Origin of the sequence: Curtobacterium sp. 314Chir4.1, from assembly GCF_900215175.1 — a bacterium.
Classification (GTDB): domain Bacteria; phylum Actinomycetota; class Actinomycetes; order Actinomycetales; family Microbacteriaceae; genus Curtobacterium; species Curtobacterium pusillum_A.
In genome coordinates, this window is record NZ_OCMI01000002.1 from 553,074 (window position 1) to 565,127 (window position 12,054).

The following is a 12,054-nucleotide window of genomic DNA, read 5'->3' on the forward strand; positions in this document are numbered from 1 at the left end:
GTTGTGCTGCACATCGTTTCTAGGTGAGCAGAACCCTCCGGGGTACGAACCTGAGGATGCACTCCTACTCGTTGCACCGAGTGCATCGATGCACCTAGTGTGCTCATCGTGACCCTGTCGATCGACCGCCGCGCTGCCCTGAAGGCGAAGCACCGAGCGGCGATCCTGCAGGCAGCGCGCGACCTCGTCGAGGAGCGCGGCGGCCGCGGGTTCAGCGTCGACGACCTGGCATCGCGGGCGGACATCGCACGCCGGACGGTCTTCAACCACTTCGGGTCCCTCGACGAGGTCCTGCTGGCCGTGTGCGAGCAGGAGCTCTCGGTCATCATCGACCGCTTCCTGGCCGACATGGCGAAGACCCCGGTCGGCGACGGCAGCCGGGCCTCGATGTTCGACGAACTCGAGTCGGCGGCCCGTGGCGCGGACCTGGCGCCAGCCATCGCCGGCATGTACCGGATCCTCGGCGACCCCGGCAAGGACGACCCGAAGGCTGCCGTCCTCACCCAGACCGCGTTCGCCCGGGTCACCGAGCGCCTCCGAGAAGAGGTCGCCCGACGCCACCCGGCCGCCGACTCCCTCGACGCCGCCCTGCTCGTCGAGTCCCTGATGAGCGGGATCGTCGTCATCGCCGAGCACTGGCTCACGACGACCGGCCCCCGGCTCGACCAGGACGCGCTCGACGCCTGGGACGCCCTGCTCGCCCGCCTCGTGCACAGCGTCCGCAGCGGCTACATGCCCACCGACTGACTCCACCTCCAGGGGTTCACCGGCGCACCCCACCTCCTCCACAGCACCTGACACGAAAGGAACGGGGCAACCGCATGGCCGGTCTCCTCTACCGTCTCGGACGGTTCTCCGCACGACGCCACTGGCTCGTGATCATCGCCTGGGTGGTGATCATGGGCATCGCCGGCGTCACGTACACGCTCTTCGCCGGGACGATCTCGTCGTCGATCACCATCCCGAACACCAAGACCAGTCAGGTGCAGGACGAGCTGGCCGACAAGTTCCCGTCCGCGAACGGCGGCAACGGGACGATCGTCTTCGAGACGAAGAACGGCAAGGCGTTCACCGACACGCAGAAGTCCGACGTCGCGGACTTCCTGAAGGACATCGAGCAGCTCGACGGGGTCAAGGGCGCCACGAGCGGCTTCGACACCCAGAAGCAGCTCGACGACGGCCGCCAGAAGATCACCGACGGTCAGGCGCAGATCGCCGACCAGGAGTCGCAGATCTCCGACGGCCAGAAGCAGATCGACTCCGGGAAGCAGCAGATCGCCGCGGCCCAGAAGCAGCTCGACGCGCAGAAGCAGCAGGTGGCCGCCCTCACCGGTGCCGCCCAGAGCGCCGCGCAGGCGCAGCTCGACGCCGCCCAGCAGCAGCTCGACGCGCAGCAGCAGACGATCGACGCATCGCAGCAGAAGCTCGACGACGGCAAGACCAAGCTCGCCGACGCGAAGCAGACGCTCGACGAGAACGCGCGACTGCTCGACCTGTCGAAGGACATCCGGTTCGTGTCGTCGAACGGCAGCGCCGTCATCGGCACCGTGCAGTTCACGAAGTCGACGTTCGAGGTCCCCGCGGACACCAAGACCGCGATCGCCGACAAGGCGGACGACGCCGACATCAGCGGCGTGAGCGTGTACGTCTCGAACGACATCGCGCAGGGCGTCCCGTCGATCCTCGGCCCCGGTGAGATCATCGGCGTGGTCATCGCCGCGATCGTGCTGTTCCTCATGCTCCGCACGATCATCGGCGCCGCCGTGCCGCTCGTCAGCGCCGTCCTCGGCGTCGGGGTGGCCTCGCTCGCCGCCCTGTCGTTCTCGAGCCTCGTCGAGTTCATCTCGGTGACGCCGGTGCTGGGGGTGATGCTGGGCCTGGCGGTCGGCATCGACTACTCGCTGTTCATCCTGAACCGACACCGGACCCAGCTGAAGCAGGGCATGCAGGTGCACGAGTCGATCGGGCTCGCGAACGGCACCTCCGGCAACGCCGTGGTCTTCGCGGGTGCAACCGTCATCGTCGCCCTGCTCGCGCTGAACATCACGGGCATCCCGTTCCTCGGCCTGATGGGCACGGTCGGCGCGGTCGCGGTGTTCTTCGCGATCCTCATCGCCACGTCCTTCACCCCGGCGCTGCTGTCGCTCATCGGCATGCGGATCCTCCGGAAGAAGGAGCGCGCGAAGATCGGCAACACCGACTCGACGCGGGTGCCGAACAAGCCCATGTCGACCTGGCGCGCGGTCATCACGCTCGTCGCCGGCGTCGCGGTCCTCGGCACGATCGCCCTCCCGGCCACGCAGATGCGCCTCGGCCTGCCGACCGGTGCGTCCGAGTCGGTCGACTCCAGCCAGTACAAGGCGTACAAGGCGCTCGACGAGGAGTTCGGCGCCGGCCAGAACGGCCCGCTCCTGGTCGTCGCGACCCTGCCGAAGGCGGTCAGCAAGGACGACGTCACCGCGACCGAGGTCACGATCGGCGAGGCCCTGGCGAAGAACGACGACGTCAAGGCCGTCCTGCCGATCGGCGCCTCGAAGGACCGCGACATCATCGCGTTCCAGGTCAAGCCCGCCGGCGGCCCGGACAGTGTCTCCACCGAGACGCTCGTGAAGGACCTCCGCGCGCAGGACGTCACCGTCGACGGCGGGAAGGCCACGCTCGGCGTCGCCGGCAACGCCTCGGCGAACATCGACGTGTCCGAGAAGCTCGCGGACGTCCTGCCGCTCTACCTGGTGGTGGTCGTCGGCCTGTCGCTGATCATCCTCATCATCGTGTTCCGGTCGTTCCTGGTGCCGATCACCGCGACGGCGGGCTTCATCCTGTCGGTGATGGCGTCGTTCGGCGGCCTGACCGCGATCTACCAGTGGGGCTGGCTCGGCAGCGTGTTCGGGGTGCACGACCCCGCACCGATCCTGAGCTTCCTGCCGATCATCGAGATCGGCATCCTGTTCGGACTCGCGATGGACTACCAGCTGTTCCTGGTGTCCGGCATGCGTGAGGCCTACGCCCACGGCGCCTCGGCCAAGGTGGCGGTCCAGCGCGGCCTGCACGCCGGCCGCGCCGTGGTCACGGCGGCCGCGATCATCATGATCTCGGTGTTCGCGGGCTTCATCTTCTCAGACTCCTCCACCATCAAGCCGATCGGGTTCGGCCTGGCGTTCGGTGTCCTGGTGGACGCGTTCGTCGTCCGGATGCTGCTCATCCCGGCCGCGATGCACCTGCTCGGCACGAGCGCCTGGTGGTTCCCGAAGTGGCTCGACCGGATCGTGCCGGACGTCGACGTGGAGGGCGCGAAGCTCGAGCGGTCGCACCCGGTCGCCGGGCACGAGAGCACCCACACCGGGTCGCACGCGCTGCCCGTGGAGCCGGACGCGCACGCGCACGAGTCGGGGCACCCGCCGGCGCACCGCGCGTAGTCGACGCACCCAGCCTGGAGGCGCGGGTCGACCCACGTGGGTCGACCCGCGCCTCCAGGCGGTTGCGGCGCACCCCCGCGCGATCGCGCGCCGCGACGCTTCGTGGGCGAACGGTATGGTGGGCGGATGACCGAGACCGACGTCGACCCGCTCGCCCTCGACCGGCAGCTCTGCTTCGCGCTCGCGGCGACCAGCCGGAGCGTCATCGGGCTCTACCGCGACCTGCTCGACCCCATGGGCCTCACCCACCCGCAGTACCTCGTGATGCTCGCGCTGTGGGAACGCGACCCCCGCTCGGTCCGCGAGATCGCCCGCGAACTGCGGCTCGACTCCGCCACCCTGAGCCCACTGCTCAAGCGGCTCGAGGCCTCCGGCTACGTCCGACGCTCGCGGAGCGCCGCCGACGAACGCCAGCTCGAGGTCTCGCTGACCACGGCCGGCCGGGCACTCCGCGACCGCGCTCGAGCCGTCCCCCTCGCGGTGGCCGACCGGCTCGGCTGGCCCCTGGCTCGACTCGAGGCCCTCAAGGACGAGCTCACCGAGCTCCTCGAACGCGTCGACACCGTGTGATCCGGAGCCATTCGTGGCACAATGGTTCGTGCACGAACGAAAGGACGGACCGTGGGTCGCTTCGGACAGTGGTACGAACGGTGGAACAGCACGCTCATCGCCAAGATGGGGCCGTCCCAGATCGGCGCCGGGCACCCCGAGGGCATCGACGACCGCACGATCGACCGCGGCTGCCCGATCTGCGGTCAGCCCCTCTCGCTGCACCAGGTGATCCGCCCGGAGGGGCAGGTGCGCTCGTCCACGCTCGTCTGCCCGCGATCCTGACGATCCCCTGCGCGCGGGAATTGCACCGAGCAACACGTCGTTCCAGCCGGGCGTGAAGCTCTTCGAACCCGCCGACTTCGGCGCACTCCCCCTGTCGAACCGCATCGTCATGGCGCCGCTCACCCGCGTGCGCGCCGGCGAGCACGGCGTCCCGAACGACCTGCTCGTCGAGCACTACGCGCAGCGCGCCGGCCTCGGCCTGATCGTCACCGAGGGCACCTGGCCCGTGCAGGAGGGCCGCTCGTACCCCGGCCAGCCCGGCATCGAGACCGAGGAGCAGATCGCCGGCTGGCGTCGGGTCGCCGATGCCGTGCACGCCGCGGGCGGCACCATCGTCATGCAGCTCATGCACGGCGGCCGCGTCTCGCACACCGACATCTCGCAGACCCCGCGGATCGTCGCCCCCTCGGCCCTGGCTGCACCCGGCCAGACCCACCTCGCCGACGGGTCGAAGGTCGACATGCCGGTCCCCCACGAGCTGACGACCGACGAGGTCCAGGAAGCCGTCCAGGGCTTCGTCCAGGCCGCGCGCAACGCCGTCGCCGCGGGACTCGACGGCGTCCAGGTGCACGGTGCCAACGGGTACCTCGTGCACGAGTTCACCTCCTCCGCGTCGAACACCCGCACCGACCAGTACGGCGGCTCGCCCGAGAACCGGGCCCGCTTCGCGATCGAGGTCACCACCGCCGTCGCCGAGGCCATCGGCGCCGACCGCACCGGCATCCGCCTCTCCCCGGAGCACGGCATCCAGGGCGTCATCGAGGACGACCCGGCCGACGTCCGTGCCGTCTACACCGCCATCGCCGAGGGGCTCGCGCCGCTCGGACTCGCCTTCGTCGACGTCCTGCACGCCGAACCGACGGGCGACCTCGTGCAGCACATCCGCCGCACCGTGCGGGCGCCGTTCATCGCCAACTCCGGCTTCAGCGCGCTGACCACCCGCGACGAGGCACTCGCCCTCGTCGAGGACGGCCACGCGGACGCCGTGGGAGTCGGTCGCGCCGCGATCGCCAACCCGGACCTCGCCCACCGCTGGGAGCACGACACGGAACTCAACGAGCCGCGTCCGGAGCTGTTCTACGGCCAGGGTGCCGAGGGCTACACCGACTACCCGACGCTGGCCGAGGTGCGCGAGCGGGTCGCGTAGTCGACGCAACCGCCTGATCGACGGGAGGCGCGGTGTCAGCCGGCACCGCGCCTCCCGTCTGTGGAGAGACCGCTCGCAGTCGGACGATCACGGTCGGTGCCGTCCCAGAGGTCCGTGCAGTCGACCGGCGCCACGCCCGCTCGCCGCAACCACAGACCCGCACGACGGTCCCCCGGGTCCGCTGCGACCGCCGAGACGAGCGATGCCCGGTGCGCCGAGCCGACGAGCACGGGGTGCCCCGGTCGGGCCCCGAAGACCGCACGACGGAGCGTCGTCGGGCCGCCGCCGTCGCCGAGCACCCGCCGGACGGCGGCCGCGGGGAGTCCGGGCAGGTCGACGAGGGAGACACAGGCCGTCGCCGACCCGGTGACCGCGGTGAGCCCGGCGACGAGGGACGCACCCGGGCCCGCGGCCCAGTCCTCGGCGACGACGACGGTCACGCCGTCCCGTCGTGGAAGGAGCGGTCGCGCACGCTCCGCCGCGGCGCCGAGGACGACGACGACCCGGTCGCAGCCGCCGTCGAGGAGGGCGTCGACACCGACGTGCAGCCACGGGGTGCCGTCCGGGTCGGTGACGAGCGCCTTCGGCCGGCCCATCCGCGTACCGGCGCCGGCGGCGAGCAGGACGCCGACCGCCTCGGTCACACGAACGCCGGGACCGACTGCCACGCGGCCGGCGCCTCGGCGACGCCGTCCCGCACGACGGTCCCGGAGATCAGGCCGTAGGGGCGGTCGGCGGCGTAGAACACCTCGCCGGGGTTGTCCAGACCGAACGGCGCGAGGTCGACCAGGAAGTGGTGCTTGTTCGGCATCGAGAACCGGACCTCGGCGATCTCGGGGAACGCCTCGATCGCCGTGCGGCCCATCGCGAACAGGGTCTGCTGCAGCGCCAGGGAGTGCAGGTCGGCGAAGGTCGCGAGCATCCGGTCGAGGACCCCGGCGTACAGCGCGTCGTAGTCGATGCCGGCGGCCACGGCCTCGGGCGTGTACCGCCAGCGTGCCGTCACCGAGGTCGCGAGGATCCGGTCGTCGGTCTCCGCGAGCGTCGTGTAGCCGTCGCGGGGGAACCCGTGGAACTCGCTGCCCGTCGACTTCAGGACCGTGAGGTCGGTGACCCCGGCGAGCACGTGCACGTCGTCGCCGTCGACCTGCACCACGGCCGTGCGGGTGCCGCGGCCGGCCCGGACGAACGAGTGGTCGTGCTCCCGGCCGTCGACGACGATCCGCTCCCACGTGTGCTGCTCGGCGGACAGGGTCGAACCGTCGTACCAGTCGAAGGCGGTGCTGAAGTGCCGGCCGAGTCGCAGGAGGAAGTCCTCCGGCGTCCCCACCCCGTGCTCCTTCGCGAAGGCGTAGACCGTGTTCTTCTGCGTGTCCGTCGCGACGACCTTGGCATTGTCGCCCTCGGTGTACGAGTCGGCGAGCGCCGCGCCGCGCAACTGCGTCGTGACGGTCAGGTCCTCGATCTCGTGCCGGTCGGTGTCGCGTGTGACCCGGACGAGCCGGACCTCGGCCTTGCCGTACTGGTTCGCACCGAGGTGGACGGTCGTGGTGGTGGGGACTGGCTGCACGTCGGTGATCTCCATGGAGGTGACGATGACACCCGTGTGTTTCGGCGGTGGGTCGAACAGGTCACGAGCTCCGTCAGCGGCTGCGGCCCGGTCGTGACGCACCCGTCGAACGCCCGTAACCACACGGAAACACCCGTTCCATAACGTTGCCGCCACGACGCACCCGATCGAGGAGGGCCCCGTGGCGCACACATCCGCACCCCGGCGGTCCTCGGCGTGGAACCGCGGGATGATCGCGCACGGACGACGGTCCGACGGCGCCATCGACATCCGCTCCCCCATCCCGATCGGACCCTGCAATGGACCTCGTCTCCGTCCGCACCGTGCGGACACCGTCGCACCGCGACGACCTCTCCTTCGGTCCCGGTGAGCAGCCGCTCGCCGGCGGCACCTGGCTGTACTCGGAGGAGCAGCCCGGTCTGACCGGGCTCGTCGACCTCACCGCACTGGGGTGGCGCGACACCGAGCCGACCCCGGACGGACTCCGGATCGCGGCGACGTGCACGATCGCCTCGTTGCGTCGTGTGGTCCCCCGAGACGACTGGGCCGCCTGGCCGCTCGTCGACCGGTGCGCCAACGCCCTGCTCGCGTCGTTCAAGGTGTGGAACCAGGCGACCGTCGGCGGCAACGTCGCAGTCGCGTTGCCGGCGGGGGCGATCACCGCGCTGCTCGTGACGCTCGACGCGGTCGCGGAGGTCTGGACCCCGGGCGGCGGGGAGCGCCGGGTCCCGGTGGCGGAACTGGTCACCGGGCCGCGGACGACCGACCTCGCGCCGGGTGAGGTCATCCGGGCGTTCGACGTGCCACGAGCGGCCCTCGAGGCACGCACCGGGTTCCGCCGGGTGTCCCTCAGCCCCCACGGCCGGACCGGCGCGCTCGTCACGGCACGGTGGTCGGCGTCGGGATTCGTCCTCGTCGTGACCGGCGCGACGCCGCGTCCGCTCGTGCTCCGCCACCCCGGGGTCCCGACCGCCGCGGAGGTCGACGCACGGCTGGAGGCCCACGACGCCTGGTACGACGACCCGCACGGCTCACCCGACTGGCGTCGCGCGGTGACCCGGCGGTTCGCGGCGGAGCTCGTCGCCGAGGCGCGCGGGACGACGGGCGGTGCGGCATGAGGTTCGAGGTCGACGGCGCGACGGTGGACGCCGAACCACAGCCAGGTCAGGTCCTCCGCACCCTGCTCCGCGAGCACGGTGTGACGTCCGTGAAGAAGGGCTGCGACGCGGGCGACTGCGGCGCGTGCTCGGTCCTCGTCGACGGTGTGCCGGTCCACTCCTGCATCACGCCGGCGCACCGGATGGCGGGTCGCGCGGTCACCACGGCGGCCGGGCTCGGCACGCCGGAGGACCCGCACCCCGTGCAGCGCGCGTTCGCCGAGGCCCCGGGCTTCCAGTGCGGCTTCTGCACCGCCGGGTACGTCGTCACGGCGTCCACGCTCGACGAGGACGCCCTGGCCGACCGGCACCGCGCGTTGAAGGGCAACCTCTGCCGGTGCACCGGGTACCGGGCGATCGAGGACGCCCTGGACGGGGTCGCGAACACGTCGTGCGCACCGGCCGGCCAGGCGATCGGCACGTCGGTCGCGGCTCCCGCCGCGATGGCGATCGTGACCGGGCGCGAGGAGTACACGCTCGACGTGCGGCGGACGGAGCGGCTGCTGCACCTCGCGGTCCTCGGCAGCCCGCACCCGCACGCCCGCATCGTGTCGATCGACACGGCGGAGGCCGAAGCCCTGCCGGGTGTGCACGCCGTCCTCACCCACCACGACGACCCCGGCGTGCTGTTCTCCACGGGCCGGCACGAGTCCCGCCTGGACGACCCGGACGACACCCGGGTGCTCGACCGGGTGCTCCGCTTCCGCGGGCAGCGTGTGGCCGCCGTCGTCGCGGACAGTGTCCGGATCGCCGAGCAGGCCTGCGCCCTCGTGCGGGTGCGCTACGAGGTGCTGCCGAGCGTGCACGACCCGGACGCGGCCCGTGCCGCCGGCGCTCCGCTCCTGCACGGCGACAAGACGACGGAGGAGCACCGGATCGCTGAGCCGGGGCGCAACGTGGTCGCCGCCCTGCACGGCGAGACGGGCGACGTCGAGGCGGCCCTGGCGACCGCCGCGGCCACCGTCGAGGGCACCTGGACGACGGGCCGTGTCTCGCACGCCGCGCTCGAGACCCACGCGACCCGCGGGTCCCTCGACCCGGACGGACGGCTCGTGCTCCGGACCGCGACGCAGGTCCCGTTCCTGGTGCGGGACGAGATCGCGCACGTGTTCGGTCTCGACCCGAGCCGTGTCCGTGTGGTCGCGAAGCGCGTCGGCGGTGGGTTCGGAGGCAAGCAGGAGTTGCTGACCGAGGACCTGGTCACCCTCGCGGTGCTGCGGACCGGTCGCGCGGTGCAGTACGAGTTCAGTCGCCGTGACGAGTTCACGATCGCCCCGACCCGGCACCCGATGCGTGTGCGGGTCCGGCTCGGGGCCGACGCCGACGGGCACCTGGCGGCGCTGCACGTCGACCAGACGATGGACACCGGCGCGTACGGCAACCACGGCGTCGGCGTCATGTTCCACTCCGTCAGCGAGTCCGTCGCCGTCTACCGGTGCCCGTCGAAGCGTGTGGACGCGGAGTCCGTGTACACGAACAACCTGCCGTCCGGGGCGTTCCGCGGGTACGGGCTCGGCCAGGTCGTGTTCGCGATCGAGTCCGCCATGGACGAGCTCGCCCGGGAGCTCGGCATCGACCCGCTCGACCTGCGGCGGCGGAACGTCGTGGTCCCCGGCGACCCCCTCGTGGTCACGGACCCGGACGAGCAGGACGACCTGCGCTGGGAGGGCAGTTACGGACTCGACCAGTGCATCGACCTGGTGGAGGACGCCCTCCGCGCGCCGGTGCCAGAGGTCCCCCGGATGGACGGTCCGCCGTTGGACGACTCCGACGACTGGGCGTACGGCACCGGGGTCGCCCTCGCGGCGATCGCGACCATGCCCCCGCGCGGGCACCACGCGCACGTGTCGGTCGAGGCCACGGCGGAGGGCCGCTACCGCATCGGTGTCGGCACGGCCGAGTTCGGCAACGGGACCACGACGGTGCACACGCAGCTCGTCGCCACCGCCCTGGGCACCACCACGGACCGGGTCGACGTGCACCAGTCCGACACCGACGCGGCCCGGCACGACACCGGGGCGTTCGGGTCCGCCGGGGTCGTGGTCGCCGGCAAGGCCCTGTACGCCGCGGCGCAGGCACTGCGGGAGGACATGACCGGGCGCGCCCTCGGGATCGTCGCCGCCCGGACCCCCCGGACCGCGTCGGGGCCGCTCGGGCCGGCGGTCTCGGTCGGGCCCGACGGCGTCCGGATCGGGGAGGAGCTCGTCGGGCACGCCGAGTTGCTCGCCGACGGTCCGCTCGTCGCGCACGGCAGCCACGACGGCACGCCACGGTCGCTCGCGTTCACCGTGCACGGAGCCCGGGTGGCGGTGCACCGGCCGACGGGCGAGGTCCGCGTGCTGCACAGCGTGCAGGCGGTCGACGCCGGCACCGTCCTGAACCCGGAGCAGCTCCGCGGCCAGGTGGAGGGCGGCGCCGCGCAGGCGATCGGCTCGACGCTGTACGAGGAGGTCGTACTGGACGACACCGGTCGGGTGACGACCGACGCGTTCCGGGCGTACCGGGTGCCGAAGATCTCCGACGTGCCCCGCACCGAGGTCCGCTTCGCCGACACCCACGACCCGCTCGGCCCCCTCGGCGCGAAGTCGATGAGCGAGGCGCCGTACAACCCGGTCGCGCCGGCCGTCGCGAACGCGGTGCGCGACGCCGTCGGCGTGCGCCCCCACCGGTTGCCGATGACGCGCGACCGGGTCTGGGCGATGCTCCAGGACGCGACCGACGCCGGGGGTGCGTGATGTTCGAACTGGCACCGCGCCTCCTGGCAGCCCTCGACGCAGGGGACCCCGTGGTCGTCGCGACGGCCGTCGCGATGACGGGCAGCGCACCGACCGGCGTCGGCTCGTCGATGGCCGTCCTGCCCGGCGGACAGGTCGTCGGCACCATCTCCGGCGGGTGCGTCGAGGGGGCGCTCTTCGACACCGCGGAACAGGTCCTCGAGACCGGCGACGCGGTGCTCGAACGCTTCGGGTTCGACGACGATCCGGACGACGTCGACGCGATCTGGGCTCCGGCGCTCCGCTGCGGCGGTCGCGTCGAGGTCCTGGTCCGTCGCGTCCGTCCCGACGACGCCGACGTCGTGGACGCGCTCCGGCGCGCGGCGACCGGGATGCCGACGTCACTCGGCCTCTCGCTCGACCCCCCGACGCTCGGCGCGGTCGTGCACGTCCCCGACGGCTGCCGCGGTCGCGTCTTCGTGGAGCGTGCGGACGTCCGGCCGCGGTGCATCGTGGTGGGCGCCGTCGAGTTCGCCGTGGCCCTGACGAACGCGGCCGCGGTGCTCGGCTACGCCGTGACGGTCGTCGACCCGCGCCCGGTGTTCCTGACCGACGAACGCTTCCCGGCCGCCGACGAACGCATCGTGGGCTGGCCGACACGCGTGCTCGAGGCGCTGCCGGTGGACGCGACGACGGCCGTCGTGGTGCTCTCGCACGACGACCGGTTCGACGCCGCCGTGATCGACTCCGCACTCCGACGGGGCGCCGGGTACGTGGGGGCGATGGGCTCCCGCGCGACGAACGCGCGCCGGACGGAGGAGCTCCGGGCGCTCGGCACACCGGACACCGACCGGCTGCGGTCCCCGATCGGGCTCGACATCGGTGCGTCGACGCCGGCCGAGATGGCGGTGGCGATCATGGCCGAGGTGATCGCGGTGCGGACGGGCGCCGGCGGCGGTGCGCTCGTCGACGGGTCCGGTCCCATCCACCGCCGCCCGGTGGCGACGGGCTGAGCGGGCCGGGCGTACTTGGTCGATCCGGGCGATCCGGGCGTACCTGGTCGATCCGGGCGTACCCGGTCGATCCGGGCGTACCTGGTCGATCCGGGCGTATCCGGTCGAACCGGGCGTACCTGGTCGGAAGTTTCGACCAGGTACGCCCGTTCACGCTTTCCACCGCACCCGTTCTGGGAAGGAACGTGCGCGACGCCGCCCGC

Annotated in this window: 10 protein-coding genes; 8 read left to right on the forward strand and 2 right to left on the reverse strand. The window is 72.2% G+C overall.

From position 1 onward, the window contains the following. Positions 1–108: 108 nt before the first annotated feature. The 5 genes from CRP27_RS07570 (at position 109) to CRP27_RS07590 (ending at position 5,397) form a co-directional block, all read left to right on the forward strand. Positions 109–747, forward strand: coding sequence for a TetR/AcrR family transcriptional regulator (locus CRP27_RS07570; RefSeq protein WP_145954364.1), 639 nt, complete (start codon positions 109–111; stop codon positions 745–747). Positions 748–821: 74 nt separating this feature from the next. Next, entirely contained in the window at positions 822–3,416 is a 2,595-nt protein-coding gene (locus CRP27_RS07575) for an MMPL family transporter (RefSeq protein ID WP_097180074.1), read from the forward strand. 126 nt (positions 3,417–3,542) lie between these two features. Continuing rightward, entirely contained in the window at positions 3,543–3,986 is a 444-nt protein-coding gene (locus CRP27_RS07580) for a MarR family winged helix-turn-helix transcriptional regulator (RefSeq protein ID WP_079236819.1), read from the forward strand. Between the two features lie 51 nt (positions 3,987–4,037). Beyond that, a complete protein-coding gene (locus CRP27_RS07585; RefSeq protein ID WP_176505501.1) occupies positions 4,038–4,250 on the forward strand; it encodes a hypothetical protein in 213 nt (70 codons plus the stop codon). Between the two features lie 52 nt (positions 4,251–4,302). Further along, positions 4,303–5,397, forward strand: coding sequence for an alkene reductase (locus CRP27_RS07590; protein ID WP_097180076.1), 1,095 nt, complete (start codon positions 4,303–4,305; stop codon positions 5,395–5,397). A 35-nt stretch (positions 5,398–5,432) separates the two neighbouring features. Here CRP27_RS07590 and CRP27_RS07595 read toward each other — a convergent pair whose 3' ends face one another. Both CRP27_RS07595 and pucL read right to left on the reverse strand, forming a co-directional pair. Further along, complete coding sequence (locus tag CRP27_RS07595; RefSeq protein ID WP_255257475.1) at positions 5,433–6,065, reverse strand: NTP transferase domain-containing protein; 633 nt, start codon at positions 6,063–6,065, stop codon at positions 5,433–5,435. Then, positions 6,038–6,982, reverse strand: a complete 945-nt coding sequence (gene pucL, locus CRP27_RS07600; RefSeq protein WP_097180349.1) for a factor-independent urate hydroxylase — start codon at positions 6,980–6,982, stop codon at positions 6,038–6,040. Before pucL ends, CRP27_RS07595 begins: the two co-directional genes overlap by 28 nt. Before the next feature lie 284 nt (positions 6,983–7,266). Here pucL and CRP27_RS07605 point away from each other — a divergent pair, with 284 nt between their 5' ends. The 3 genes from CRP27_RS07605 to CRP27_RS07615 are packed head-to-tail and all read left to right on the forward strand — an operon-like array spanning position 7,267 to position 11,851. Further along, positions 7,267–8,085, forward strand: a complete 819-nt coding sequence (locus CRP27_RS07605; protein ID WP_097180077.1) for a xanthine dehydrogenase family protein subunit M — start codon at positions 7,267–7,269, stop codon at positions 8,083–8,085. Continuing rightward, a complete protein-coding gene (locus CRP27_RS07610; RefSeq protein ID WP_097180078.1) occupies positions 8,082–10,859 on the forward strand; it encodes a molybdopterin cofactor-binding domain-containing protein in 2,778 nt (925 codons plus the stop codon). The genes CRP27_RS07605 and CRP27_RS07610 overlap by 4 nt, the downstream gene beginning before the upstream one ends. Next, positions 10,859–11,851 carry an XdhC family protein gene (locus tag CRP27_RS07615; protein ID WP_097180350.1) on the forward strand — a complete coding sequence of 331 codons (993 nt, stop codon included), beginning with the start codon at positions 10,859–10,861 and terminating at the stop codon, positions 11,849–11,851. Before CRP27_RS07610 ends, CRP27_RS07615 begins: the two co-directional genes overlap by 1 nt. Positions 11,852–12,054: the final 203 nt, after the last annotated feature.

What these genes read in the sequence shown, in the direction of transcription:
- CRP27_RS07575 (WP_097180074.1), top strand. Translation starts at nt 822, where the DNA reads ATGGCCGGTCTCCTCTACCGTCTCGGACGGTTCTCCGCACGACGCCAC.
- CRP27_RS07580 (WP_079236819.1), top strand. Translation starts at nt 3,543, where the DNA reads ATGACCGAGACCGACGTCGACCCGCTCGCCCTCGACCGGCAGCTCTGC.
- pucL (WP_097180349.1), bottom strand. Translation starts at nt 6,982, where the DNA reads ATGGAGATCACCGACGTGCAGCCAGTCCCCACCACCACGACCGTCCAC.
- CRP27_RS07605 (WP_097180077.1), top strand. Translation starts at nt 7,267, where the DNA reads ATGGACCTCGTCTCCGTCCGCACCGTGCGGACACCGTCGCACCGCGAC.
- CRP27_RS07610 (WP_097180078.1), top strand. Translation starts at nt 8,082, where the DNA reads ATGAGGTTCGAGGTCGACGGCGCGACGGTGGACGCCGAACCACAGCCA.
- CRP27_RS07615 (WP_097180350.1), top strand. Translation starts at nt 10,859, where the DNA reads ATGTTCGAACTGGCACCGCGCCTCCTGGCAGCCCTCGACGCAGGGGAC.